Here is a 26,497-nt window from a genome sequence, read left to right on the forward strand (position 1 = left end):
CGAGTTATTCCGCTGCGGGGGTACGGCGCTTCAGCGGTGCCAAGCCGTCCTGGCTGACCAGCACCGGCGCATCGGGTTTCGGCCGGTTGATGGTGTTGCGCTTCGGCGCCTTGGCGGCCGGCTTTTTCGTGGCGAGTTTCTTGCCGGTTTTCGGGTCGATCTTTTTCTTCTTCGGACCAACCGCCTTGCCGGACGCCTTGAGGTTTTTCGGGCCCTGGTAAATGCCCTTGAGGTCCTTGATATTGCGGCGCTCGAAACGCTGCTTGAGGTAGCGCTCGATGCTCGACATCAGCGCCCAGTCGTTGTGGCAGATCAGCGAGATCGCCAGACCTTCGGCGCCAGCGCGGCCGGTACGGCCGATGCGGTGCACGTATTCGTCGCCGGAGCGCGGCATATCGAAGTTGATCACCAGATCCAGGCCGTCAACATCCAGACCACGGGCCGCTACATCGGTGGCCACCAGAATCTTCACCGCGCCCTGCTTGAGGCGGTCGATGGCCAGCTTGCGATCCTTCTGGTCCTTCTCGCCGTGCAACACAAAGGTCTTGAAGTCATGGGCGACCAACTTGCCGTACAGGCGGTCAGCCTGGACGCGGGTATTGGTGAAGATGATCGCCTTGTCGTAGGTCTCGTTTTTCAGCAACCACTCGACCAAGCGCTCTTTGTGATGGTTGTGGTCAGCGGTGATGATCTGCTGACGGGTGCCCTCATTGAGCTGGCTGACGCGGTTGAGCTGCAGGTGCTCAGGCTCTTTCAGCACCTTGCCGACCACTTCGCGCAGGGCTGCGCCGCCACTGGTGGCAGAGAACAGCAGGGTCTGGCGGTCGGCATTGCACAGTTCGCCGAGACGTTGCACGTCTTCAGCAAAGCCCATATCGAGCATGCGGTCGGCTTCATCGAGCACCAACACTTCGACTTCATCGAGCAGCAGGTTGCCGGCATTGGCGTGTTCGATCAGACGGCCTGGCGTGCCGATCAGGATGTCGACCTTACGCAGCATGGCGGCCTGCACCTTGAAGTCTTCACCACCGGTGATCAGACCACCCTTGAGGAAGGTGAACTGAGCGAAGCGCTCGACTTCCTTGAGGGTTTGCTGCGCCAGCTCACGGGTCGGCAGCAGGATCATCGCGCGTACGCTCATGCGTGGCTGGGAAGCGCCATCGCCGAGCAGGCGATTGAGCATTGGCAGCACAAAGGCTGCGGTCTTGCCGCTGCCGGTTTGCGCGGTAACCCGCAAGTCTTTTCCTTGCAGCGCCAGCGGAATGGCCGCCAACTGCACCGGGGTGGGCTCGACAAATTTCAGCTCGGCCACGGCTTTGAGCAGGCGTTCATGCAGGGCGAATTGGGAAAACACGGGTATACCTCGACAAAAAATCAGCAATACAGCGGCATAGATTACCGGTTCTGCCGGCTAAAAGCCCGAACGGCCTGGCCAACGGCGTCTGTAGCCTAGTTGGCGGCCCTGCAGCCGCGCGCGTAAACAGCACAAATCGACGCCTCCCGTCAGACCACTACGCATATAAGGCATCGCGCCGGTAGAATGCGCGCCGCCATTCAATTCCGGGTGGCATGGGTTCCCTAACCCCATTCAGCAAAAAGGTTCCGTCATGCTTATTACCGCCCCTCAGCGCCTGCGCAATGCACTTATTGCACTGGTGCTGTTTCATATCTTGATCATCATCGCCAGCAATTACTTGGTGCAGCTGCCGATCACCCTGTTCGGCTGGCACACCACCTGGGGCGCGTTCAGCTTCCCGTTTATCTTCTTGGCCACTGACCTGACCGTACGCCTACTCGGCAAACAGGCGGCGCGCCGGGTGATTGCCCGGGTGATGCTGCCGGCGCTGCTGATTTCCTACATCGTCTCGGTGCTGTTTCAGGAAGCCAGCTTTCGCGGCTTCGGCGCCTTGCTGGAGTTCAACGAGTTCGTGCTGCGCATTTCCATCGCCAGCTTCCTCGCCTACGTCCTGGGACAGTTCCTCGATATTCAGGTATTCGACCGCCTGCGCCAGCTGTCGCTATGGTGGGTAGCGCCGACAGTCTCGACCGTCCTGGGCAACCTGCTGGACACCTATGCGTTCTTCTCGGTGGCATTCTGGAACAGCAGCAACCCGTTTATGGCCGAGCACTGGGTGGAGATCGCCACCGTCGATTACGGGGTCAAACTGGCGGTCAGCCTGCTGCTGTTCGTGCCGCTCTACGGCATGTTGCTCAATGCCATTCTGCGCATGTTGGCTGGGCGTACTCAGGCCGCCAGCTAAGCGCGCAAGACCAGCAGGAAACTTTGCTGCGCAATCCGACTCAACCGTTCAACAGCCCTCGCCATGGGCTTGTTCGGTTGCCGGGGGGGCATCAGCATGAAACCCACTCTGATCTACTACGTAGCCGCCAGCCTGGACGGCTATATCGCTCGCCCGGATGGCCGGGTCGATTGGCTGGAAAGCATCCAGGCGGCTGGCGACGACCACGGTTATCACGCCTTTTATGACGGCATCGACGCCCTGCTAATGGGCCGCATGACCTTCGACACGCTGATGGACGCCGAGGAGGATTGGCCCTACCTCGGCAAACCCTGCCTGGTACTGACCCGCTATCCGCACGAACAATTACCGGATGGCGTAAGCATGCGCCATTGCACACCGAGCGAAGCCCTGACGACGCTGGCCGAACAAGGCCATCAGCGTATCTGGCTGGTGGGCGGTGGTTCGCTGGCCGGTAACTGTTTTGCTGCCGGTCTGCTCGACGAGCTGGTGGTGAGCCTGGTGCCTTATCTGCTGGGCGCCGGTATTCCAATGTTCGCCAGCGGTCTGGAACGCAGCCTGAGACTGCACGAACAACGTAGTTTCAGCAGCGGCGTGATGCAACTGCACTATCAGGTGCTGCCGGAAAACCCTGCGGATGTCGTTCTATAAACCTTGCCGCGCCTGCTTGATCAATAGCCGCGCGCTGTCCCAGCCGACCAGCAGTACCGCCAGCCAGATCGGCAGGTAGGTCAACCATTGCGCGCTATTGAACTGCTCACCGAGAAACAGCAGCGCTACGAGAAACAACAGCACCGGCTCGACATAACTGAGAATACCGAACAGGCCCATCGGCAGCAGACGACTGGCAGCCATCATCGCGGCAAACGCCAGGGAGCTGAGGATCGCCAGCCCCGGCAGCAGCCACCACAGCTGCGGCGCCTGGGCAAACAGCTGCGGCGGGCTCCATTGCAGCACCAGCCAGATCGCCACCGGTGCCATAAACAGCATCTCGAAGGCAAAGCCGGACAAGGCGTCCAGGCGCATCCAGCGGCGCAACATGAAATACGGTGGATACCCCAGCACCGTGACCATCACCACCCAGGAGAACGCCTGGGTCAGCCACAGTTCATGGGCCACGCCGAGCAAGGCGCAGAACACCGCCAGACGCTGCAACGGCCGCAGCCGCTCGCCATAAAACACCCGCCCGGCCAGCACCATGGCCAGCGGCAGCAGGAAATAGCCCAGCGACACTTCCAGCATGCGTCCGGCCAGCGGCGCCCAGACAAACAGCGCCCACTGAATCCCCATCAACAACGCGGCCAACAGCAGACTGGCGAACAGCAACGGCTCGCGCCGCACTCGTTCGCAGGCGGCGAGCAGCACCGGCCATTGCCGCGACAAGGTGATCAGCAGCAACACCGCCGGTATTGACCACAACACCCGCTGGGCAAACACCTGCAAGCCATCCAGTGGTGCTAACAGCCGCACATAGCCCGGCACTAGAGCAAACAACACCGAGGCAATAATCGACAGCGCTACACCGCGCCCAGACAGCTGCATCACTCCACCCTGCTCAATCAGACCCTGACATCTTGCCTGGCTTGTAATGAAGTCCACAGTCATAAAGCGACACAGCCAGGTACTTAAACAGCCGTACAGTGCAAAAATGCAGGGCATAAAAAAGCCCGCGCTGCATCAGCAGAGCGGGCAGAGACGTCCAGGAGCACCGGACGCCAGGAGATCAAGATGTTGCGGAAAAATCAGATGGCCTGGGCCAGTTGCGCCTTGGCCTGATTCAGGCCCTTTTCCATAAACTCGCTGCCCAGGTTGAGGCCTTCGGCATGGATAAAGCTGACATCGTGGATACCGACAAAAGCCAGCGCCTGACGCAGGTAGGGTTCCTGATGGTCCTGAGCGCTGCCGGCGTAGATGCCGCCGCGAGCGGTCAGGACAAAGGCACGCTTGCCGCTGAGCAGGCCTTGCGGACCGGTTTCGGTGTACTTGAAGGTCACCCCGGCGCGCAGCACGTGGTCGAGCCAGGCCTTCAGGGTGCTGGGGATGGCGAAGTTGTACATGGGAGCGGCCAGCACCAGCACATCGGCGGCCAGCAGTTCATCGGTCAGCAGGTTGGACAGCGCCAGTGCCGCTTGCTCGGCGTCGCTCTGTTGCTCCACTGGGGTCATCCAACCGCCCAGTAGGTTGGCATCCAAATGCGGCACCTGATCAACCGCCAGGTCACGCACTTTGATCTGATCTGCCGGATTGGCAGACGACCAGTTGGCGATAAATTGCGCCGTCATCTGACGCGAAACCGAACCTTGCTGGCGGGCGCTGCTTTCAATTACCAGGATGTTGGCCATGTTGTGTGCTCCATCGAAGGGGTGTTGAACGTCGATGGACAAAGAGTAGGCGCACTTAATTCGATTAAAAAGCGCAAATAACCGCACAAAACAATCTAATAATTTGATTTATAGCCAGGCCGCGCTTAGTCTCAGGCCAGTATTAAGACAGCTCGCAGGTTAGTTTGACCCGCAGCTTGATAATGCTACGGCTGAACTTCACCGCCAGGTTGTTGCTGTCACCAGCGGGCAGGACGACCTTGCGGGTGCGCGGCGCTTCAGGGCCGTTCCGGAAAACCGCCGTGCACTTGGCATCGCTACGGCCATAGTTGTACAGCTGCACAGCCCCCATGTTGTGGTCGATTTCCTGAGTGGTGGCGGAGACTTCAGCACCATTAAGCTGTTTTTCCACCTCGATCGGGTAGGCCATTACAGTCAGCGGCAAGCAGGCCAGCAACGCACAACAGAGCTTTTTCATCAGGGCAGTCTCCGGTAAAAGACGGCCAGTTTAGGTTGATTGAGTGGGTGTTTGCACCCTCAGTACGGGAATCGAATATGAAAGCCCCCCGCGTAACGCTCGACCAATGGCGCACCCTGCAGGCCGTGGTCGATCACGGCGGTTTTGCCCAGGCCGCCGAGGTGCTGCACCGCTCGCAATCTTCGGTGAGTTATACCGTGGCACGGATGCAGGAGCAGCTGGGCGTACCGCTGCTGCGTATCGACGGACGCAAGGCGGTGTTGACCGAAGCCGGCGACGTGCTGCTGCGCCGCTCGCGGCAACTGGTCAAACAGGCCAGCCAACTGGAAGACCTGGCGCACCATATGGAGCAAGGCTGGGAGGCCGAAGTACGCCTGGTGGTCGATGCCGCCTACCCCAACGCCCGCCTAGTGCGCGCGCTGACCGCCTTTATGCCGCAAAGCCGCGGCTGCCGTGTACGTCTGCGCGAGGAAGTTCTGTCCGGGGTGGAAGAAGTGCTCAAGGACGGCATGGCCGACCTGGCCATCAGCGCGCTGAACATTCCCGGTTTTCTCGGTGCGGAAATGAGCACCGTGGAGTTTGTCGCCGTGGCTCACCCCGATCATGCGCTGCATCGCCTGCAGCGCGTCGTAACCTTCCAGGATTTGGAAACCCAGATGCAGGTGGTGATTCGCGACTCAGGTCGCCAACAACCCAAGGATGTTGGCTGGCTCGGCGCCGAACAGCGCTGGACGGTCGGCAGCCTGGCCACTGCCGCCACGTTTGTCGGCAACGGCCTGGGCTTTGCCTGGTTGCCACGCCATATGATTGAGCGCGAGCTCAAGGACGGCCTGCTCAAACCGCTGCCACTGGACCAGGGTGGCAGCCGCAACCCCTTGTTCTTTCTCTACTCGAACAAGGACAAGCCCCTGGGGCCCGCAACACAGATTCTCGTTGAGCTGATTCAGCGTTTCGATGCTGCGCCGTTAAATGCAGCCTTTGCTGCGCCGCTGCCCTCGGCCTGATAAGGAGTCCCGCAGATGCCCTACTTCAACAACGATGATTGCCAGCTGCACTATGAAGACTACGGCCACGGTGCCCCTGTGCTGCTGGTACACGGCCTTGGCTCAAGCACCCGCGATTGGGAATACCAGGTGCCCGAGCTGGCCCGTCATTACCGGGTGATCGCCTTGGATGTGCGCGGCCATGGCCGCTCGGACAAACCCCGCGAGCGCTACAGCATTCAAGGTTTCGCCGAGGATGTGGCGGCGCTGATCGAGCACCTGCAACTGGTGCAGGTACATCTGGTGGGCATTTCCATGGGCGGCATGATCGGCTTCCAGCTGGGCGTGGATCGCCCCGAATTGCTGAAAAGCCTGTGCATCGTCAACAGCGGCCCGGAAGTGAAGGCGAAAAGCCCGCGCGACTATATCGAGATCGCCAAACGCTGGACGCTGTCGCGCCTGCTAAGCCTCGACACCATTGCCAAGGCACTCGGCAAACTGTTGTTCCCCAAGCCTGAACAGGAAGAGCTACGGCAGAAAATCCTGGTGCGCTGGCCGCAGAACGACAAGCGTGCTTACCTTGCCAGCCTGGATGCGATTATCGGCTGGGGCGTGCGGGAACGCCTGGCGCGGATCAGCTGTCCGACCCTGGTGGTCACGGCCGACCGAGATTACACCCCGGTGGCGCAGAAGCAGGCCTACGTTGACGAAATGCCCAATGCGCGCCTGCTGGTAATCGAAGATTCACGCCACGCCACACCGCTGGACCAACCCGAACAATTCAACAGCAGCCTGCTGGCCTTCCTTGCCGAAGTCGAACAGGCCGCCCCCACTGCCACGCAACAATAAGGACTACCCGCATGTTCAAGACCCTCACCCTCGCCGCCTGCTCCATCCTGTTTGCCGGCAGCCTGCTGGCCTCCGAAAACCCGAAAGTGCTGCTGACCACCAGCCTCGGTGAAATCGAGATCGAACTGGATGCCGAAAAGGCGCCGATCAGCACCGCCAACTTCCTCGCCTACGTCGACAGCGGCTACTACGCTGGCACCCAGTTCCACCGCGTGATTCCTGGCTTTATGGTGCAAGGCGGCGGTTTCGATGCCGACATGCAGCAGAAAGACACCCAGGCGCCGATCAAGAACGAAGCCGACAATGGTCTGCACAACGTGCGCGGCACCCTGGCCATGGCCCGCACCCAGGTACGCGACTCCGCCACCAGCCAGTTCTTTATCAACCACAAGGACAACGCCTTCCTCGACCACGGCTCGCGTGACTTCGGTTACGCGGTGTTCGGCAAGGTGGTGAAGGGCATGGACGTGGTCGACAAGATCGCCCAGGTGCCGACTGCCAACCGTGGCGGCCATCAGAACGTCCCGCGCGAGCCGGTGCTGATCACCGCCGCCAAGCGTCTCTGATAAACCCACGCGGGGTGAGCCTGCTCACCCCGCGCGTTTCCCTCCTGCTTTTTCTGCGCAACACCCTCCCGGCAAACTCGTTAGAATCGGGCGCTATTCCCTGACTTAGGCAGGATGCCTGACATGCTGTTCCGCCGCTTCGAACACCTGATCGACGTTTTCAAAGCCAGCCCGGATATCGAGCCTCCTGCCGGCATGCTGGCGTTTTACGCCTACTATTTGCGCCAGGTCTGGCCGCTGATGCTCGCCGTGCTGGTGGTCGGTTTCGTCGCCGCCCTGATCGAAGTGGCGCTGTTCAGCTTCCTCGGGCAGCTGATCGACATGACGCAGAACACCCCGAGCGGCGAGTTCTTCGAGCAGCACCAGCACACGCTGCTGTGGATGCTGCTGGTGGCGCTGGTCATCCGCCCACTGGTGTTCGGCCTGCATAACTTGCTCACGCATCAGACCATCAACCCTGGCCTAACCAACCTGATCCGCTGGCAGAACCACCGCTATGTGCTCAAGCAGAGCCTGAGCTTCTTCCAGAACGATTTCGCCGGGCGCATTGCCCAACGCATCATGCAGACCGGCCCTTCGCTGCGCGACTCGGCGATGCAGGTGGTCGACGCGCTCTGGCATGTGCTGGTGTATGCCGCCAGCGCGCTGTACCTGTTTGCTGCCGCCGACCTGCGCCTGATTGCCCCGCTGCTGCTGTGGATAGTCGGTTACTGCGCGGCGCTCTGGTACTTCGTGCCGCGTATCAAGGAACGCTCAGCGGCGGCCTCGGCGGCGCGCTCGAAAGTCATGGGCCGGGTGGTCGACGGCTACAGCAACATCACCACCCTCAAGCTGTTCGCCCACACCCAGGTCGAGGAACACTACGCCCGCGAAGCCATGCAGGAATTGCTCGGCAAGGTACGTCTGCAGTCGCGCATCATCACTACCCTGGATTTCCTGATCACCTGCCTTAACGGCATGCTGATCGTCGGCACCGGCGCGCTGGCCCTGTGGTTGTGGGATCAGCAACTGATCAGCACTGGCGCTATCGCCCTGGCACTGGGCCTGGTGATCCGCATCAACGGCATGGCCGAATGGATCATGTGGGTGGTTAACGGCATTTTCGAGAACGTCGGCACCGTGCAGGACGGCATGAAAACCATCGTGCAGCCGCGCCAGGTACTCGACCAGCCCGAGGCCAAGCCGCTGCACGTCAGCCAGGGCGCCGTGCAGTTCGACAACATCCACTTTCATTACGGCAAGCGCAACGGCGTGATCGCCGGCCTGAGCCTGACGGTGGCACCCGGAGAGAAGATCGGCCTGATCGGCCCGTCCGGCGCGGGCAAATCAACCCTGGCCAACCTGCTGCTGCGCCTTTACGACCTGGAGAGCGGGCGCATCCTGATCGACGGCCAGAATATCGCCGACGTAGCCCAGGAGAGCCTGCGCGCGCAGATCGGCATGGTCACCCAGGACACCTCGCTGCTGCATCGCTCGATCCGCGACAACCTGCTCTACGGCAAACCCGAAGCCAGCGAAGCACAGCTGCTCGACGCCGTGCGCAAGGCCCGCGCCGACAGCTTTATCCCGCTGCTGGACGACGGCATGGGCGGCCATGGTTTCGACGCACAGATCGGCGAGCGCGGGGTAAAGCTCTCCGGCGGCCAGCGCCAACGCATCGCCATCGCCCGCGTGCTGCTCAAGGACGCACCGATTCTGGTGCTGGACGAAGCCACCTCGGCGCTGGACTCGGAAATCGAAGCGGCGATCCAGGAAAGCCTGGATACCCTGATGCAGGGCAAAACAGTGATCGCCATCGCCCACCGCCTGTCGACCATTGCGCGTATGGACCGGCTGGTGGTGATCGATCAGGGGCGTATCGTCGAAACCGGCAGCAACAGTGAGCTGATTGCCGCAGGCGGCCTCTATGCGCGCCTTTGGCAGCATCAGACAGGGGGATTTGTCGGGGTGGAGTAAAACGCAGATAGCGGCCATGGGCCGCTACGGTTGATGTGTATTGTCAGACTATCCTCCTGTAGGAGCGGGCCATGCCCGCGAATTTCTCAAGGAGAATGCTTATGGACGAGCGCTGCAGCTACAAAACACAGGGCAACGCGGCCTTGCGTAGAGGCCGTGCATCTATCTGCAATACGGCTTATCTGATCACCACAACAACCCAAAACCGCAAACCGCTGTTCACCCACTTTCCAGCGGCCTGCTCGGCCGCACGTTGTTTTGAAGACGCCACCTTACTCAGGAATAGCCGCATCCTGGCCTGGGTGTTAATGCCGGATCATGCGCACTGGTTACTTCAGCTTGGCGAGGCCGACAACCTCGGCGAAGTGATGGGCCGGCTCAAATCCGCCAGTTCTCGCTACGCCAACAGAGCCCTAAATCGAGCGGGCCCGCTCTGGTCAAAAGCCTTTCACGATCATGCCCTACGCGAAGAGGAAGACCTTCAAGCCGTCGCCCGTTACATCGTGGCCAACCCACTGCGGGCAGGTTTAGTTTCACGGATCGGCGATTACCCGTTCTGGAATGCCGTCTGGCTTTGATAAGGCTCAGCGATGGTTGGGGTCTCCGATATCGATTCGCGGGCATGGCCCGCTCCTACGAGTAGTGCAGTGGTCATCCTGTAGGAGCAGGCCATGCCCGCGAAAACCCTCAGCCCTGCCGATACGGCAACAAACCGCGTGCATCCTCAGCATAACCGCGCACGCCGTGCTGTTCTTCGGCGAGAAAATTCGCCACGGCTGCGCGCAGGCCGGGGTGGCAGAGGTAGTGCCAGGAGTGGGTGATGACCGGTTCAAAGCCGCGAATCAGCTTGTGCTCGCCCTGGGCACCGGCGTCGAAGCGTTGCAGACCATTGGCGATGGCAAAGTCCATACCCTGGTAGAAACAGGTTTCGAAATGCAGCCGATCAAACTCCGCCAGACAACCCCAGTAGCGTCCGTACAGGCTGTCGCCGCCGACCAAGCTAAAGGCCATGGCCACCGGTCTACCGGCCTGATGGGCGAGTACCACGCGGATCATCTCCGACATGCGCTCGGCCAGCAGGCTGAAAAAGGCGCGCGTCAGGTACGGTGACTGGCCGCGCACGCGGTAGGTATTGGCGTAACACAAGTAGACGAAATCCCATTCCAGCTCACTAAGCTGATGGCCCTCACGCCAGTCAAACTCGATGCCCTGCCCCGCCACTTGCTCGCGCTCTTTGCGCATCTGCTTGCGCTTACGCGAACTGAGCGCATCGAGAAAGTCCTGAAAATCCCGGTAGCCACGGTTGCGCCAATGAAACTGACACCCCAGGCGCTGCAACCAGCCATCACGGCCCTGCAGCAGGGCATTCTCAGCCTCGGTGGTGAAGTTGATATGCAGGCTCGACAGCCCCTGTTGCTCCAGGCCAGCGCTTAGCTCATCGAGCAACTGCCCGGCCGCCTGTGACTCGCCCAATACACGCTGGCCCGTCACAGGCGAAAAAGGAATCGCTCCGAGCAGCTTGGGGTAATAGTCGATGCCCGCACGGTGGCAGGCATCCGCCCAGCCATGATCGAACACGTACTCGCCATAGGAATGACTTTTCACATAGCCCGGCATGGCGGCCAGCAGTTGGCTTTGTTCGCCGAGTAGAACTGCATGAGCCGGCTGCCAGCCAGTGCGCCCACCAACGCTGCCGCTATCTTCCAGCGCCGAGAGAAAGGCGTGGCGCAAAAAGGGCTGCGCATCAGTCAGCAGAGCATCCCACTGACTGGCAGCAATTTCATGGATGGACTTCAGGCAGGTAGGCAACATCGGCAACTCGGTGATTCGGGCTTGGCCCCACTATAGCGCCAAGCCCAGCGCCAGACACCTTGCCTGGCGCGATATGACCGTGTCAGCGCGTGGCCTTGTAGGCAACCATATACGGCAGCTTCTTGCTGGCCATCTTGCCCATTTCCTTGCGGTCGACGGATGAGTAGCCGCCCAGCTCAGCCGCCTTGAAGCCGCTGTCACCGACCGCGCTGTCGGCCTTCAGGGCGACCATCAGCTTGGCAGCGGCAGCAATCGCGTCGCGGTAGTCACCCTTGTCGCGCAGGTCGTACTCACTCAGGTTGAGCTGCCCGCGCAGCCAGTTGCCCCAGTAGAACTCAAGAAACTCCGGGGCCACTTCGCCCGAACGGGGTTTGTCGTAGGCCACTTCACGGGTGAAATACACCAGCGCGCGGAAGGGATCATCCGCCAGGCTGCCCAGACCAAGCTGCGCTGGAATCTGCTCCGGGGTAATCACCTGACCTTGGCCATCCTTGAGCCAGACCTTGCGCGCGGCCTGCATGCGCTGCCAGAAGCTGGCCAGATCCGCGCTGTCGCTGAAATTGTCGGTCACCTTGACCCACATCTGCAGCTTGGCGCCGCCTTCGGGCTGCTCCCACAACGTGGTGAACGTATGGTGACCATCGGTCAGGTACAACTTACCCTCTGGGCCGACCACCACAGTTTTCATCTCACTGCTGCGTGAAGCCACTGCGCCCTGGCAACTAAAGCTGTCCGGCTGATGCAGATTGGCGCCCTTTGGCACCTTACTGCTTTCGCCCTGGCCATTGCCCTCGCAGTACTCATCGAAGAGTTTGTTCGGCTCTTTGGCAAAACGCCCGAGTTTGTAAAAAATCTGGTCATAACCCACCACGGCCTGGGTCGGGTGCAACTGTTCGAGGCGCACCTGCAACAACTCACCCGTTTTGGCCGCACGGTAATCCTCAGCCACAGCCGCAGCACTAATACCCGCCATCAGTAGCAACACAGCAAAAACGCGCATCGGTCCTTCCCCACATAAAAATTGCGAAAAAAAGCCCCGCACTAGGCGGGGCTTAAAGATAGGAGCAGCAGTTGAGCGGTGTTACTTAGAACACGTACTGCAAACGACCAACGATGGCCTGGCCGTCGTCTTCTACTTTGTAGGTTTTGCCGTTCTTGGTCAGGCTGGCATTGGTGTTGACGTTGTCAACTTCATAATCGACGTAGTTCAAGCTCATGCGAATGGCTTTAGTCGGGAAGTAGTTGACGCCGACAACCATGGCACTGGTTTCAAACTCGTCATTGACGCTAACCGGAGCCACGCCAGCGATGATGTTGGTGCTAACGGCGGAAGCATCACCGTCGATAGTGCTGTTTTCATAGCGGGCAAACACTTCGATTGCACCGGCTTCAGTTGGTTTATCCCACTTGCCATCGGCAGCTTTGAAACCACGAACACCGCCAAACATGTAGCCAACCTGAGCGTAGTAACCGTCAACATCAACGTCCTGGGAAGTGCCAGTTGTGCTCTTGCCACTGATGCTACGGCTGAAGTATTCGGCTTGTGCACGCAGACCGCCGAACTGGGCACCGGCTTCCAGCAACCACTCGATATCTTTGTCGGTCACGCGAGTATCGGTGAAGGCCAGACGGTCATCACCATCACTGCGCAGGCCCATACGGGTGCGAACGCGGGCACGGTCGTCATCCGGGTTGTTGCTGTGGAAGTTGGCGCCGAGGTGAACAACGTCGGTACCGTTCATGTAAGGAGCCCAGTTGGCACGCAGCGTATAACCAAACGACTCATCGTTATCTGTATCGCCATCGTTGTATTCGGTCTTGTAGGTAGCAGCCTGAGCCAGCAGACCATAATTGTCGCCGCTGTGTTTAACCGCCACGCCAAAGTTGGTGTCTTCGTCACCATTGAGGTAGTCGTACATGAACGGACGCTCAATACCAGTGATCCACGAAGAGCTGGTAGTGTTTTCCAAGCCGTAATCCACGCCAAAACGACCAATGGTCACGCTGGCAAAATCAAGACCGTCGTAGCTGAAGTAGGCATCGGTAAACTCAGTCGCGTTATCATCCGAGCCATCGTGTTCCAGGGTGAAACCGTAACCCCAGTTCTTGTACGCAACACCTTCGATAGACAGCTCAGCACGACGGATATAGGTGTTGAAAGTGCTATCGAACGGGCTGTCCTCTGCTGCGGCGCGCAGACCATCAAAGTTGGTGGCATCCCACTGCAGCTTGCCGCCCAGTTTGAAGCTGAATTCTTTGTCGGTGGTGGCGACTTCCAGGCCACCCTTGGTCTTGATCACGAGATCGGCGCCGTCAGTGGTGACGGTACCGGCGAAAGCCTGGGCGGAAACGGCCAGGGCCAGAGCGCTGGTTGCGAAGCCGGCCATTACTCCACGAAAGCTGTGCTTACGGATCATCGAAGATTCCTCTAAATGGACTTTTAAGTGTTGAAAACACCCGAGCGCTGGGGCTCGTTCGTGCTGGAGGGAATCTTGGCGGCGGGATATTTCACGGCAGTTGCTGATATATAAATATTTGATGACAGCGGAACTTTTTACTTCCTTTACCTATAAGCAGTAAAAACCGCTCTAGTTCAATGCTTTGCCAGAGGCCCGCACCATTGCAGCTACGGGCCCTGTTCGGCTCAAGGTTGCCGACGCAATGCCCGGCTAAACCAATAATCCAGGCTCAACCAACGCCCGGCCCCACTGAAAAACAGCGCCACCAGCATCACCAGGTAGGTGGCGGCAAACTCGATGCCGTTGTTCAGCACCACCAGCTTGCCGCTGCTGGTCAGCCAGTCGTAATTGCCGTGCTCTTTGAGCAACTCGCGGGCACGCTCGAGTTTGCCCACCGAGTCCATGACCCGCTCATTGGCGAACGGCGCGCTGGCATCGGCAATCGCCTGCCAACCGAAAGGCAGGTGCACGGCAAAGATCGCCACCAGCATGGTGACGATCAGCGGGATGCTGACCCAGCGCACCGCCAGGCCGAATAACAGCAGCAGCGCCCCGCCCGCCTCGGTCAGGGCCGCCGCCCAGGCTAGCAACTCGGGGAATGGCAGGCCCAGGCCCCAATCCGGATTGCCGAACCAGGCAGCGGTGGCGTCGATGTCCGCCAGTTTGTGCATTCCGGCCATCCAGAACACCGGCACCAGGTACAAGCGCAGCAATAACGGACCGATAAAATCCAGACGACGGGTAGCGTCCAGGGCATCCTGGAGACGATTGAGAAAGCTCAGCATGGGACATCTCCGCAGGTCGACACCGAGGGTGCCGGGGTCAAGTTATTAGGTTACGGGGGAATACCAGATTTCCTGGCGACACCATTCCGTCAGCAGGTTATGGGCATTGTTGAAGTACTGTGTGTCGGCGCTCAGACCATGCTGCTGGGCCAATGCCAACAATGCTGCGTCAGCGCCTTCACCAGCCTGCAGCCGTGTCGCCAGCTGGTAGGCAAAGGGGCTGATTTGCATAAAGCGCACCTTGTCCTGCCCATCGCGCCAGACCAGCAGACAGGTCGGCTCGTCCGGCGGCGTTGTCGGCTGGAAGTCGCAACCAATACGCTGCACCGGCCACTGATAGGCCAGCGGCCAGGCCAGTGGCGACCAGCCCTGCGCAGGCAGCTCGGCCTCGCTGACATCCAGCGCCAGCTCGACCCACTCGTAATGCGCCAGTTCGAGGATAAATGGCGGATCGCCCACCTCGGCGATATAGCCCTGCTGTAACCAGGCGAGAAACTCCTGGCTGATCTGCAAGAAATAAGGCGTGCGCGCCTGATGCTCGGCAATAAAACTGCGTACCAGACGCTGCCAGCGATCAGCCTCGATAAGCCGGTGCAGCACCGGGAAGGCGCCGCTGATAAAGCCTTCGATATTGTTGAAGAACAACGCTTCATACACCGCCATCCGCTCGGCGGTAACACCCGCAAGCAATGGCTGCTCTGCCGGTTGGCGAATCCGCGCGGCAAATGCGCGTTGTGCGTCAACGCCGCTCATGTGCCGTAACTCCGCACCGGAGCCGCAGCCGCTTGCAGCTGCCGAATCTGCGCCACCTCGGCGTACAGCTCGCTAATCGGTGGGAAGTTGAAATCCCGCTCCAACAAGGTCGGGCGCACACCATGCGCGGCATACGCCTGCTCCAGCAGCGCCCACACCGGGTCGATCACCGGCGCGCCGTGGGTGTCGATCTTCAAATCACTGGCCTGGTCGTAATGCCCGGCCACATGCAGATAGGCGATGCGCGCACTGGGCATGGCAGCGATATAAGCGGCCGCATCGAAGTTGAAATTGATGCTGTTGACGAAGACGTTGTTCACGTCGAGCAACAGCTGGCAGTCGGCCTGCTCCAGCACCGCACGGACAAATGCCGGTTCATCCAGCTCGCCCGGCAACTGCGCATAGGCCGAGACGTTCTCGATGATCAGCGGCCGCTCCAGCACGTCCTGCACGATGCGCACGCGCTCGGCGATACGCCGCACAGACTCCTCGGAAAACGGCAGCGGCATCAAGTCATACAGCTGGCCATGGTCGGCGCAGGCCGACAGGTGCTCGCTGTAACCGCGCACGCCATGCAAGTCGAGAAAGCCCTTGATGGCCTTGAGCAGTTCGAGATCCAGCGGGGCAAAGCCACCGAGGTTAAGGGACAGACCATGAAAGAGCAGCGGCTGACGCTCGCTCAGGGCACGCAGCTGCTTGCCCAGGCGCCCACCTACGCCGATCCAGTTCTCCGGTGCCAGTTCGAGGAAGTCCACCTCGTCTGTGCTGCAGTTCTGCAGCGCGCCCAGCAGGCCGCGACGCAGGCCCAGCCCGGCACCGTTAACGAAATCCATCTGCATGCTCTGCCCCTGCACTCAGTCCGTTACTCGGCTTTCTGCTCGCCGCCACACTTGCCTTCACCGCACTTGCCTTCGCCTTCGGCCTTGGCTTCGCCACCGCATTTACCCTCGCCACACTTGCCTTCGCCTTCGGCTTTCTTCATTTCGCCGCCGCATTTGCCTTCGCCGCAGCTGCCTTCAGCGGATTTTTCGCCAGCAGCCAGGCTGTAGCCGCTGCTCAGTTCCTGTGCGGCAAACGGGTTGCTCGCGGCCTGCACGTTCAATGCAGCGCTGCTCAGCAGTACCGCGCCCAGGGATGCAACAACAGTGTTCAGATGGTTCATGGCAACGCTCCAATGGTGGTTTACAGTGGCGGCCGATTGGCTGCCTCGGCCCAATAGACGAGGCCGACCGGCGGCTGTTACAGCTGCGCTGAAAAAATTTCGCAACCCAGCTGACGCCTGCTAAACCCTAGAAGATTTTTGCCGCCAGCCAAGCGATCCGGCACACTACGCCCCCCGAGCAAATGCTCGTTTTCAAGCCTGCAGACTCCGTATGACCCGATCTCCGCTCCGCCGTCTCGTTTTTGGCACCTTGCGCCGCGTGCTGTACCTCTGGGTGCGCTCGGAAACCATCAACCAGTCCGCCTTTACCCTCAAGCTCGACCGCAGCAAGCCGGTGTTCTACGTGCTGCAGCAGCCGTCGCTGAGTGACTTGGCGGTGGTCGATACGGAATGCCGCAAGGCCGGCCTGCCGCGCCCGGTACTGCCGGTGGCCGTGGGTGAGTTGCTGGAGCCTGCCGCCTTCTTCTACCTGACGCCTGAGCCCGACTGGCTCGGCCGGCAGGACAAACGCGGCATCTCGCCGACGCTGCAACGCCTGGTCAGCGCACTCAGCCAGCATGCGGTGGACGATGCGCAGATCATTCCGGTCAGCGTGTTCTGGGGCCAGTCGCCGGACCGTGAAACCAGCCCGTGGAAGCTGCTGTTCGCCGACAGCTGGGCGGTCACCGGGCGTCTGCGCCGGCTGGTGAGCATCCTGATTCTCGGCCGCAAAACCCGCGTGCAGTTCTCCACGCCGATTCATCTGCGCGAGCTGGTCGAGCAGGACAAAGGCTACGAGCGCACCCTGCGCATGGTCCAGCGCATCCTGCGCGTGCACTTCCGCAACCAGAAAGCCGCCGTGATCGGCCCGGACGTGTCGCACCGCCGCAACCTGGTTAAAGGCCTGGTGCATGGCCCGCAGGTGCGTCAGGCGATCATCGAAGAAGCCGAACGCGAGAACATCAGCCTGGAGAAGGCTGAAAGCCAGGCCCTGCGCTATGGCAACGAAATCGCCTCGGACTACACCTACACCGCCATTCGCTTCCTCGAACTGGTGCTCAGCTGGTTCTGGAACAAGATCTACGACGGCATCAAGGTCAACCATATCGAGGGCGTGCAGGAAGTCGCCCAGGGCCACGAGGTGATCTATGTGCCCTGCCACCGCAGCCATATCGACTACCTGCTGCTGTCCTACCTGCTGTTCCGCAATGGCCTGACGCCGCCGCATATCGCTGCCGGCATCAACCTGAATATGCCGGTGATCGGCGGCCTGCTGCGGCGTGGCGGCGCATTCTTTATGCGCCGCACCTTCAAGGGCAACCCGCTCTATACCGCGGTGTTCAACGAATACCTGCACACCCTGTTCAGCAAAGGCTTCCCGGTCGAGTACTTCGTCGAAGGCGGCCGCTCGCGCACCGGGCGCATGCTGCAACCGAAAACCGGCATGCTGGCCATCACCATGCGCAGCTTCCTGCGCAGCAACCGCCTGCCGGTGGTGTTCGTGCCGGTGTATATCGGCTACGAGCGCGTGCTGGAAGGCCGCACCTATCTGGGCGAGCTGCGCGGCGCGAGCAAGAAGAAAGAGTCGATCTTCGATATTTTCAAGGTCATCGGCGCGCTCAAGCAGCGTTTCGGCCATGTATGGGTCAACTTCGGCGAGCCGATCAAGCTGGCGGAATTCCTCGACAGCGAGCAGCCCGACTGGCGCGAGCAGGATTACGGCACGCAGTACCGTCCGGCCTGGCTGAATGAAGCCACCAACAACCTCGGCGAGCGCGTGGCCCAGCACCTCAACGAGGCGGCGGCGATCAACCCGGTCAATCTGGTGGCCCTGGCGCTGCTCTCCACCAGCAAGCTGGCCCTGGATGAACGCGCCCTGTCGCGGGTGCTCGACCTCTATCTAGCCCTGCTGCGCAGCGTGCCCTACTCGCCGCACACCACCCTGCCAGACGGCAACGGCCAGGCGCTGATCGAATACGTGCAGAAGATGAACCTGCTCGCCGAACAGAAGGATGCCCTCGGCAAGATCCTCTATCTGGACGAGCAGAACGCCGTTCTGATGACTTACTACCGCAACAACGTACTGCACATCTTCGCCCTGCCGGCGCTGCTGGCGAGCTTCTTCCAGAGCAGTTCACGGATGAGCCGCGAGCAGATCCTGCGCTACACCCGCGCGCTCTACCCATACCTGCAAGCCGAACTGTTTATCCGCTGGAACCTGGATGAGCTGGACGGTGTGGTCGATCAATGGCTGACAGCCTTCGTTGAACAGGGCCTGCTCAAGCTCGACGGCGATATGTATGTACGTCCGGCGCCTAGCTCGCGCGAGTTCGTCCTGCTCACCCTGCTGGCCCGCGCCATCGTGCAGACCCTGCAGCGCTTCTATATGGCCACCGCCCTGCTGCTGAATGCCGGCCAGAACGCCATCAGCGCCGAAGAGCTGGAAGACCTCTGCACCGTCATGGCCCAGCGCCTGTCGATCCTGCATGGCCTCAACGCCCCGGAGTTCTTCGACAAGAGCCTGTTCCGTCACTTTATCCAGAGCCTGCTCGACCAGGGCGTGCTGCGTCAGGATGAAGCCGGCAAACTCAGCCACCACCCGCTGCTCAGCGAACTGGCCGAAGGCGCCGCCAAGCGCGTGCTGCCGGCAGAGCTGCGCCTGTCGATTCGCCAGGTGACCATGGATCGCAACGAGGATGTCGCCGAGCCGGTGTAAACCGGCCTGGCCGCAGCGTTATGAGCGAAACCAACGACCAACCCGCACGGCCCTCCCGTGCGGAGTTTCACCAATACAACCAGGCTCGCGCCGAAGCTGAAGCCCTGCGCCTGCTGGCCGCCAAGGCCGAGTTGGGTGGCCGTTGGCTCAGCTGGGTGGCGGCCGAGCTGTATGCCCTTAAGCCCGCCGCCTACGCACAAATGGTGCGTCGCGAGCTGCAGCGCTTAACCAACTAGCTTCGCCCCTTCTCCCCTCTCCAGCGACCTTCTGGCGCGACGCCCTGCCAGAGCGGCGACGCAACTGCAGATTTGCCTGCGCGCGCCACTCCGTTAAGCTCCAGTTACTGCCTTACCAACCGCACAAGGATGCCCATCATGCTCCGTCTTATCTCCCTGGCCGCCGGCCTCGCCCTCTCCAGCAGTGCCTTCGCCCTGTCGCTGGCCGACCTTTCACAAAGCGACGCCAGCGGCGGCCTCAAGGACGCCCTCACCCAAGGCGCCAAAGTGGCCGTGCAGCAACTGGGCAAACCCGGCGGTTTCAGCAACAACCCGGACGTACGCATCGAACTGCCGGGCAACCTCGGCAAAGCCGCAAAAACCATGAAGATGATGGGCATGGGCGCGCAAGTTGATCAGCTCGAAGCAAGCATGAACAAAGCCGCCGAAGCCGCCGTACCGCAAGCCCAGGCGCTGCTGGTGGACTCGGTGAAGAAGATGACCGTGCAGGACGCCAAGAGCATCCTCAGCGGCCCGCAAGATTCCGCTACCCAGTACCTGAACAAGACCAGCCGCGAACAGATCCGCGCCAAGTTCCTGCCCATCGTCAAGCAAGCCACCGACCAGGTCGGCCTGGCCAAGCAATACAACAGCTTCGCCGGCCAAGCCGCGAGCTTCGGGGTGATCGACGCGAAAAGCGCGAATATCGAGAACTATGTAACCGAGCAGGCGCTGGACGGTCTGTTTACGATGATCGCCGAGCAGGAAGCCAGCATCCGTGAGAACCCGGCCGGTGCGGCGACCAGCTTGGCTAAGAAGGTGTTTGGGGCGTTGTAAGAAAGGTTGGATAGATGTGAAAAAGCCAGACCTTGGGGTCTGGCTTTTTTAGCACTGCGGAAACACGCAGGAGCGAGCGAGTAGCCAATTTAAAAGCCGCAACGGTGGATGAAAAAGCGTCATCCACCGTACTCCGGGATCACCAATATAAGGTCGCGTGGGACAACGCGAGGTTTTTCCGCAGCATGTTCACATGCCTCCGCTACCAACCATCGTCGTCGCGAGCTCTGCTTTTCAGTCCTCAATTTCACAAACGACGAGAAACGCCCCATCAGGGAGCCGGAAAACAAAACCCCGCCAATCAGCGGGGTTTTGTCGGCCAAGCGCCTGGCTTATTCCGCCTGCGCCACCAGCGTGCCGTTGTGGTTACGGCTCCACTGCGGCAGCAGCGTACCAATCAGCATACCGGCCATGCTGAACAGCAGGCCCGCCAGTTGTGGCGGCCAGAAGGCAGCTTCGCTCCAGGTGTATTCCAGATAAATCCACGACACCAGACCAAAGGCGATGGCCACCAGCGCGCCCTGGGTGGTCGCACGCTTCCAGAACAACCCGGCAAACAACGGCACCACGGCCGCCACCAGGGTCACCTTGTAGGCGTTGCCGACCATCTCGTAGATGCTCGCATCGGAATACAGGGCAAAGCTCAGGGTCGCCGCCGCGCAGACCACGATGGTGACGCGCATCAGCAGCAGGAACTGCTTGTCGTTAAGCACCGGCAGGAAGCGCTTGAGCACGTTCTCGGTCAGGGTTACCGACGGCGCCAGCAAGGTGCCGGAGGCAGTGGACATGATGGCCGAGAGCAGCGCGCCGAAGAACATGATCTGGGCGAACAGCGGCGTCTTTTCGAGGATCAGCAGCGGCAGAATCATCTGCGAGTCTTCGGTCAGCCACTTCTCGACCAGCGCCGGATCGATCATCGAGGCGGCGTACACCAAGAAGATCGGCAGCATGCAGAAGCCCAGATAGAACACCGCGCCGGCCATCGAGGCACGCGCAGCGATGTTCTCGCTCTTGGCCGACATCACGCGCTGGTAGACGTCCTGCTGCGGGATGGAGCCGAGCATCATGGTTACCGCGGCGCCGATAAAGGCGACGATGTCCTTGGGTTCGAAGGCGTGCATAAAGGTGAATTTGCCATCGCTGGCCGCCTTGCTGATCACCAGGTCGGCGCCGCCGGCCATGTCGCTGAACAGCCAGACCAGGTAGATCAGGCCAACCACGATGATGATCATCTGGAAAAAGTCGGTCAGGGCAATCGACCACATGCCGCCGAACAGGGTGTACATCAGCACGATAAAGGTGCCGAGGAACATACCCTGGGTCGTGCTGATACTGCCGTCGGAGATGACGTTGAACACCAGGCCCAGCGCAATCAGCTGCGCGGCGATCCAACCCAGGTAGGACATGACGATGACCAGGCTGATGATCAGCTCGACCTGCGGGCCGAAGCGTTTCTTGAAGTAGTCGCCGATGGTCAGCAGGTTCATCCGGTACAGCGGCCGAGCGATGATCAAGCCGACCAAGAACAGGCAACCAAATGAGCCAAATGGGTCTTCGACGATGCCGGCAAAGCCTTCTTCGAGGAAGGTGGCGGGGATGCCCAGCACGGCCTCGGAGCCAAACCAGGTGGCGAACACCATGGCGGCGACGATGGGGAAGCCCATGCTACGACCACCGGAGGCGAAATCGCGGGTGTTGTGCACCCGGGTGGAGGCGTAGAAACCGATGGCGACAGTCACCAGCAAATAGAGCGCAACGAACCAGATCAGCATGCTTTCCCGTTCCACAGACGTCAGCCCACCGCATGCATGGCCCGCGCAGGCTGCGCAGGACGGATCGATGGGCTACAGGTTTTTGTTATGACCATTCTCGACGGGTTGCTGCACGCGCCCGTTCAAGGTCGCGCAGTCTGGCAAATACGTAAAATATGTCAAACAAAAACGACGAAACGTAAGCAGATAATTCGAAGAAACGCTCTAAACACCTCTGTAACAGACTGTAATCGCAGTAAAAGTCAGCCGCACCACACCACTGACAGTTGCATATTTTTGACAGTAGACCGACAGACGACTTTTCTGACCGGCATAAAAAAGCCAGGCACTGGGCCTGGCTTTTCACATCGTCTGCCGCTGAATCAGGCTGGTTTCGCTTCCACTTCCTTGACCCGGAACCATGCCGCATACAGCGCCGGCAGGAACAGCAGAGTCAACGCGGTGGCGACGATCAGGCCGCCCATGATGGCCACTGCCATCGGCCCGAAGAACACGCTGCGCGACAGCGGGATCATTGCCAGTACCGCCGCCAGAGCGGTCAGCACGATAGGCCGGAAACGCCGCACGGTGGCTTCGATAATCGCGTGCCAGCGGTCCATACCGGCTTCGATGTCCTGCTCGATCTGGTCGACCAAAATCACCGAGTTACGCATGATCATCCCCGACAAGGCGATGGTGCCAAGCATGGCAACGAAGCCGAACGGCTGTCGGAAGATCAGCAGGAACAGCGTCACGCCAATCAGCCCCAGCGGCGCCGTGAGGAACACCATGGCCGAGCGCGAGAAGCTTTTCAGCTGCAGCATCAGCAGGGTCAGTACCACCACGATAAACAGTGGAATACCCGCGTTGACCGACTTCTGCCCACGGCTGGAGTCCTCAACGGTGCCGCCGACGTCCAGCTGGTAGCCGTCAGGCAGCTGTGCACGCACCGGCTCAAGGGTTGGCAGGATCTGCTTGATCAGGCTGGCCGGCTGCTCCTTGCCATACACATCGGCACGCACGGTGACGGTCGGCAGACGGTTGCGGTGCCAGATGATGCCTTCCTCGAAGCCGTACTCCAGGGTGGCGATCTGCGAAAGCGGCACGCTGCGACCATTATCGGTGGGCACCGCCAGGCTTGGCAGCAGGCCGAGTTCCTGACGCTCACTCACCGTGCCGCGCAGGAGGATTTCGATCAGCTCGTTACCTTCGCGGTACTGGCTAACAGGCGAGCCGGTCAGCGAACTTTGCAGGAAGCGCGACAGATCGGCGGTGCTCACACCCAAGGCGCGGGCACGCTCCTGATCGATGTTCAGGCGCACCACCTTGCTCGGCTCTTCCCAGTCCAGGTGCACGTTGCTCACATGGCTGTTCTCGCGCACCTTATCGGCCACCTGACGGGCCAACTGACGCACCTCGTCGATATGCTCACCAGAGACGCGGAACTGCACCGGATAGCCCACAGGCGGGCCGTTCTCCAGACGCGAGATACGCGTGCGCAGGGTCGGGAACTCGTCGTTCAGCACCTCAATCAGCCAGGTGCGGATCTTCTCGCGGTCTTCGATGCTTTTCGCCAGCACCACAAACTGGGCAAAGCTGGCAGCCGGCAGCTGCTGGTCCAACGGCAGGTAGAAGCGCGGCGAACCGGTACCGACGTAGGCGACGAAGTTGTCGATGCCTTCATGCCCACTGAGCAATTTCTCCAGACGCTTGGCCTGCTCCTCGGTGGCGGCCAGGGACGCGCCTTCACTGAGTTTGAGGTCGACCATCAGTTCCAGACGGCCGGAGGCCGGGAAGAACTGCTGAGGGACAAAGCGGAACAGCAGGATGGAGCCGACAAACAGCGCGATAGTCAGCACGATCACGGTTTTACGCCGACGTACGCACCACTCCACCGCCGTGCGCACGCGCCGGTAGAACGGCGTGCCATAGGGGTCGTGGCCGTCGGCGCTGCCGCCATGCTTGGCCGCATGCAGCTTGGCCAGATCAGGCAACAGTTTGGCGCCGAGGTACGGTACAAACACCACAGCAGCGATCCACGACACCAGCAGGGCAATCGCCACCACCTGGAAGATCGAGCGGGTGTATTCGCCAGTGCCCGACTGCGCCGTGGCAATCGGCAGGAAGCCGGCGGCGGTAATCAGGGTGCCGGTGAGCATGGGGAAAGCAGTGCTGGTCCAGGCATAACTGGCCGCTTTAATGCGGTCGTATCCCTGCTCCATCTTGATCGCCATCATCTCCACGGCAATGATCGCGTCATCCACCATCAGGCCCAGCGCCAGCACCAGCGCGCCGAGGGAAATCTTGTGCAGGCCAATGCCCAGGTAGTACATGGCGGCGAAGGTCATCGCCAACACCAGCGGAATCGACAGCGCCACCACCAGCCCCGTGCGTAGGCCGAGGGAGAAGAAGCTCACCAGCAGCACGATGATCACCGCTTCGGTGAGCACGCGAACGAACTCACCGACGCCCGTTTTCACCGCTGCCGGCTGATCCGACACCTTGTTCAGTTGCATGCCAGCAGGCAGGGTTTCCTGCAGGCGAGCGAACTCACCTTCCAGGGCCTCGCCCAACACCAGAATATCGCCGCCGGCCTTCATGGACACGGCCAGGCCGATGGCGTCTTCACCCATGTAGCGCATGCGCGGCGCGGGGGGATCATTGAAGCCGCGCTTAACCTCGGCTACATCAGAGATGCGGAACGTACGGTCGGCCACGCGAATCGGGAAGTTACGGATTTCATCAACCGTTTCAAAACGCCCGGTGACGCGCAGTTGCACGCGATCCGAGGCAGTTTCGAAGAAGCCGGCGGCAGCCACCGCGTTCTGTTCTTCCAACGCCTGCTGCACGGCCGCCAGTGGCAGGCCCAGGGTCGCCAACTTGGTGTTGGACAGTTCGATCCACACCTTCTCGTCCTGCAAACCGAGCAGATCGACCTTGCCGACGTCCTTGACCCGCTGCAGCTGCAGCTGGACGCGATCGGCGTAATCCTTGAGCACGGCGTAGTCGAAGCCTTCACCGGTCAGTGCGTAGATATTGCCGAAGGTGGTGCCGAATTCATCGTTATAGAACGGCCCCTGAATACCCTGGGGCAAGGTGTGGCGAATATCGCTGACCTTTTTACGCACCTGATAGAACAGGTCAGGAATGTCGGCGGAATGCATCGAATCGCGGGCGATAAAGGTCACCTGGGATTCACCCGGACGCGAGAACGAGACGATCTTGTCGTAGTCGCCGGTCTCCATCAGCTTCTTTTCGATGCGCTCAGTGACCTGCCGGGCCACCTCTTCGGCGCTCGCCCCTGGCCAGTTGGTGCGCACCACCATGGCCTTGAAGGTAAAGGGCGGGTCTTCGCTCTGGCCCAGCTTGGTGTAGGAAATAGCGCCGACTACAGCCAGCAGCAGCATGAGGTACAGGACGATCTGGCGGTTACGCAGCGCCCAGGCGGAGAGGTTGAAATCCATCGGGCTTACTCCTCAACCGTCAGGTCGGCCTTGGCCGTCAACTGCACCGCACGGTTGTCGCGGTCCACCGGACGCACCTGCTGGCCTTCACGCAATACCTGACCACCGGCCGCTACCACCCAATCAGTGGCTTGCAGGCCTTCGAGTATCGGCACGGTTTTCTCACCGTAGGCGCCAATGCGCACGTCGGTGCGTTTGAGGGTGGAATCCTTGGGGTCGACCACCCAGACATAGGGCTGGCCCTTCTCGGCCGTCACGGCCGACAGCGGCACGGCCAGCGGTACGTCGCCGTTGTGGGCGATAAATACGCGGGCGCTCTGGCCCAGTTCGGCCGGCACCTTGCCTTCCACGAAGGCCACGCGGGCAGCGAAGGTGCGCGATTGCGGATCGGCCGATGGCGACATCTCACGGATGCGCCCCGGGAAGCGCTGATCCGGCTGCGACCACAGTTCAACCGCCACATCCTGACCGACCTTAAAGCGCTCGAAGGCTTGCTCCGGAAGGTTGATCAACACTTCCCGCTCGCCATCCGCGGCCAGGGTGAACACGGTTTGCCCTGCAGCCACCACCTGGCCGACTTCAACCATCCGCCGCGCCACCACACCGTCCTGGGACGCGCGCAGTACCGCGTAACCAGCCTGGTTGTTAGCCACGTTGAATTCAGCACGCACTTGTTTCAGACGCGCCTCACCGGAGCGGTAGGTGTTTTCGGCATTGTCATACTGCGAGCGGCTGACCAGGTTGCGCGCCAGCAGGGTTTTGTAGCGGTCACGCTCGGCACGTACCAGCTGCAAGTTGGCCTCGGCCGCTGCCACTTGGGCGCGGATAGCCTCCAGCTGCAGACGCACGTCCTGCGGGTCCAGTTCGGCCAGCGGCTGGTCCTTCTTCACCCGCGCGCCTACATCAACCAGGCGCTTGGCCACCTTGCCACCGATACGGAACGCCAGCTCCGGCTCCAGGCGCGCACGCACCTCACCGGGGTAGGCATCCATCAGGTCGCCAGCCAGTTGCGGCTGCACCACCATGGCCGGACGCACGGCAACCTTGGCGGGCTCGCCATTACCGCAAGCGCCGAGCAACAGGATAAGACTGACAGGCAACGCAACAGACAGTGCATGACGAAACATGATGACTAACCTTTGTGGAGGCT

The 26,497-nt window shown here is 60.8% G+C and carries 24 protein-coding genes; 10 read left to right on the top strand and 14 right to left on the bottom strand.

The window, feature by feature from the left end:
- Positions 1-4 precede the first annotated feature (4 nt).
- Positions 5-1,354 carry a DEAD/DEAH box helicase gene (locus BLO50_RS02655; RefSeq protein ID WP_090248488.1) on the bottom strand — a complete coding sequence of 450 codons (1,350 nt, stop codon included), beginning with the start codon at positions 1,352-1,354 and terminating at the stop codon, positions 5-7.
- A gap of 253 nt (positions 1,355-1,607) precedes the next feature.
- Between BLO50_RS02655 and BLO50_RS02660 the strand changes: the two genes are divergently transcribed.
- Positions 1,608-2,261, top strand: coding sequence for a 7-cyano-7-deazaguanine/7-aminomethyl-7-deazaguanine transporter (locus BLO50_RS02660; protein ID WP_090248490.1), 654 nt, complete (start codon positions 1,608-1,610; stop codon positions 2,259-2,261).
- A 96-nt stretch (positions 2,262-2,357) separates the two neighbouring features.
- Positions 2,358-2,912 (top strand): dihydrofolate reductase family protein, encoded by a 555-nt coding sequence (locus BLO50_RS02665; RefSeq protein ID WP_090251165.1) that lies wholly within the window; start codon positions 2,358-2,360, stop codon positions 2,910-2,912.
- Here the strand turns inward: BLO50_RS02665 and rarD are convergent.
- The 3 genes from rarD to BLO50_RS02680 all read right to left on the bottom strand — a co-directional run bounded on the left by rarD (position 2,907) and on the right by BLO50_RS02680 (position 5,060).
- Positions 2,907-3,803, bottom strand: coding sequence for an EamA family transporter RarD (rarD, locus tag BLO50_RS02670; protein ID WP_090248491.1), 897 nt, complete (start codon positions 3,801-3,803; stop codon positions 2,907-2,909). The genes BLO50_RS02665 and rarD overlap by 6 nt on opposite strands.
- 200 nt (positions 3,804-4,003) lie before the next feature.
- Positions 4,004-4,603 carry an FMN-dependent NADH-azoreductase gene (locus BLO50_RS02675; protein WP_090248493.1) on the bottom strand — a complete coding sequence of 200 codons (600 nt, stop codon included), beginning with the start codon at positions 4,601-4,603 and terminating at the stop codon, positions 4,004-4,006.
- Positions 4,604-4,745: 142 nt separating this feature from the next.
- Positions 4,746-5,060: a 3-phosphoglycerate kinase gene (locus BLO50_RS02680; protein WP_090248494.1), complete on the bottom strand. Its 315-nt coding sequence runs from the start codon at positions 5,058-5,060 to the stop codon at positions 4,746-4,748.
- A 77-nt stretch (positions 5,061-5,137) separates the two neighbouring features.
- Here BLO50_RS02680 and BLO50_RS02685 point away from each other — a divergent pair, with 77 nt between their 5' ends.
- The 5 genes from BLO50_RS02685 to BLO50_RS02705 all read left to right on the top strand — a co-directional run bounded on the left by BLO50_RS02685 (position 5,138) and on the right by BLO50_RS02705 (position 9,992).
- Positions 5,138-6,064: a PA3225 family LysR-type transcriptional regulator gene (locus BLO50_RS02685; protein WP_090248496.1), complete on the top strand. Its 927-nt coding sequence runs from the start codon at positions 5,138-5,140 to the stop codon at positions 6,062-6,064.
- Positions 6,065-6,079: 15 nt separating this feature from the next.
- Positions 6,080-6,892 carry an alpha/beta fold hydrolase gene (locus BLO50_RS02690; protein ID WP_090248498.1) on the top strand — a complete coding sequence of 271 codons (813 nt, stop codon included), beginning with the start codon at positions 6,080-6,082 and terminating at the stop codon, positions 6,890-6,892.
- A gap of 11 nt (positions 6,893-6,903) precedes the next feature.
- The gene (locus BLO50_RS02695) at positions 6,904-7,458 is read left to right on the top strand and encodes a peptidylprolyl isomerase (RefSeq protein WP_090248499.1); all 555 of its coding nucleotides are present in this window, start codon (positions 6,904-6,906) and stop codon (positions 7,456-7,458) included.
- Between the two features lie 123 nt (positions 7,459-7,581).
- A complete protein-coding gene (locus BLO50_RS02700; RefSeq protein ID WP_090248501.1) occupies positions 7,582-9,414 on the top strand; it encodes an ABC transporter ATP-binding protein in 1,833 nt (610 codons plus the stop codon).
- A 101-nt stretch (positions 9,415-9,515) separates the two neighbouring features.
- Entirely contained in the window at positions 9,516-9,992 is a 477-nt protein-coding gene (locus tag BLO50_RS02705; protein ID WP_090248502.1) for an REP-associated tyrosine transposase, read from the top strand.
- Positions 9,993-10,101: 109 nt separating this feature from the next.
- Here BLO50_RS02705 and BLO50_RS02710 read toward each other — a convergent pair whose 3' ends face one another.
- From BLO50_RS02710 to BLO50_RS02740, 7 genes are all read right to left on the bottom strand, one after another.
- Positions 10,102-11,226: a GNAT family N-acetyltransferase gene (locus BLO50_RS02710; RefSeq protein WP_090248504.1), complete on the bottom strand. Its 1,125-nt coding sequence runs from the start codon at positions 11,224-11,226 to the stop codon at positions 10,102-10,104.
- Positions 11,227-11,308: 82 nt separating this feature from the next.
- Positions 11,309-12,226 carry a ParB/Srx family N-terminal domain-containing protein gene (locus tag BLO50_RS02715; RefSeq protein WP_090248506.1) on the bottom strand — a complete coding sequence of 306 codons (918 nt, stop codon included), beginning with the start codon at positions 12,224-12,226 and terminating at the stop codon, positions 11,309-11,311.
- Between the two features lie 85 nt (positions 12,227-12,311).
- Positions 12,312-13,643 (bottom strand): OprO/OprP family phosphate-selective porin, encoded by a 1,332-nt coding sequence (locus BLO50_RS02720; protein WP_090248507.1) that lies wholly within the window; start codon positions 13,641-13,643, stop codon positions 12,312-12,314.
- A gap of 227 nt (positions 13,644-13,870) precedes the next feature.
- Entirely contained in the window at positions 13,871-14,470 is a 600-nt protein-coding gene (locus tag BLO50_RS02725) for an HvfX family Cu-binding RiPP maturation protein (RefSeq protein WP_090248509.1), read from the bottom strand.
- Positions 14,471-14,515: 45 nt separating this feature from the next.
- A complete protein-coding gene (locus BLO50_RS02730) occupies positions 14,516-15,223 on the bottom strand; it encodes an HvfC family RiPP maturation protein (RefSeq protein ID WP_090248510.1) in 708 nt (235 codons plus the stop codon).
- The gene (locus tag BLO50_RS02735; protein WP_090248512.1) at positions 15,220-16,062 is read right to left on the bottom strand and encodes an HvfB family MNIO-type RiPP peptide maturase; all 843 of its coding nucleotides are present in this window, start codon (positions 16,060-16,062) and stop codon (positions 15,220-15,222) included. Before BLO50_RS02735 ends, BLO50_RS02730 begins: the two co-directional genes overlap by 4 nt.
- Positions 16,063-16,085: 23 nt before the next feature.
- Positions 16,086-16,385, bottom strand: a complete 300-nt coding sequence (locus BLO50_RS02740; RefSeq protein ID WP_090248514.1) for an HvfA family oxazolone/thioamide-modified RiPP metallophore — start codon at positions 16,383-16,385, stop codon at positions 16,086-16,088.
- 211 nt (positions 16,386-16,596) lie between these two features.
- Between BLO50_RS02740 and plsB the strand changes: the two genes are divergently transcribed.
- The 3 genes from plsB to BLO50_RS02755 all read left to right on the top strand — a co-directional run bounded on the left by plsB (position 16,597) and on the right by BLO50_RS02755 (position 20,132).
- Entirely contained in the window at positions 16,597-19,080 is a 2,484-nt protein-coding gene (plsB, locus tag BLO50_RS02745; protein WP_090248516.1) for a glycerol-3-phosphate 1-O-acyltransferase PlsB, read from the top strand.
- A 20-nt stretch (positions 19,081-19,100) separates the two neighbouring features.
- The gene (locus BLO50_RS02750) at positions 19,101-19,316 is read left to right on the top strand and encodes a hypothetical protein (RefSeq protein ID WP_090248517.1); all 216 of its coding nucleotides are present in this window, start codon (positions 19,101-19,103) and stop codon (positions 19,314-19,316) included.
- Between the two features lie 138 nt (positions 19,317-19,454).
- Positions 19,455-20,132, top strand: coding sequence for a DUF4197 domain-containing protein (locus BLO50_RS02755; protein WP_090248519.1), 678 nt, complete (start codon positions 19,455-19,457; stop codon positions 20,130-20,132).
- A gap of 332 nt (positions 20,133-20,464) precedes the next feature.
- Here BLO50_RS02755 and BLO50_RS02760 read toward each other — a convergent pair whose 3' ends face one another.
- The 3 genes from BLO50_RS02760 to BLO50_RS02770 all read right to left on the bottom strand — a co-directional run bounded on the left by BLO50_RS02760 (position 20,465) and on the right by BLO50_RS02770 (position 26,474).
- Positions 20,465-21,904 carry a high affinity choline transporter 1 gene (locus BLO50_RS02760; RefSeq protein ID WP_090248521.1) on the bottom strand — a complete coding sequence of 480 codons (1,440 nt, stop codon included), beginning with the start codon at positions 21,902-21,904 and terminating at the stop codon, positions 20,465-20,467.
- Between the two features lie 362 nt (positions 21,905-22,266).
- The gene (locus BLO50_RS02765) at positions 22,267-25,347 is read right to left on the bottom strand and encodes an efflux RND transporter permease subunit (RefSeq protein WP_090248522.1); all 3,081 of its coding nucleotides are present in this window, start codon (positions 25,345-25,347) and stop codon (positions 22,267-22,269) included.
- Between the two features lie 5 nt (positions 25,348-25,352).
- Positions 25,353-26,474 carry an efflux RND transporter periplasmic adaptor subunit gene (locus tag BLO50_RS02770; RefSeq protein ID WP_090248524.1) on the bottom strand — a complete coding sequence of 374 codons (1,122 nt, stop codon included), beginning with the start codon at positions 26,472-26,474 and terminating at the stop codon, positions 25,353-25,355.
- Positions 26,475-26,497 lie beyond the last annotated feature (23 nt).

The organism is Pseudomonas peli (assembly GCF_900099645.1).
GTDB lineage: Bacteria > Pseudomonadota > Gammaproteobacteria > Pseudomonadales > Pseudomonadaceae > Aquipseudomonas > Aquipseudomonas peli.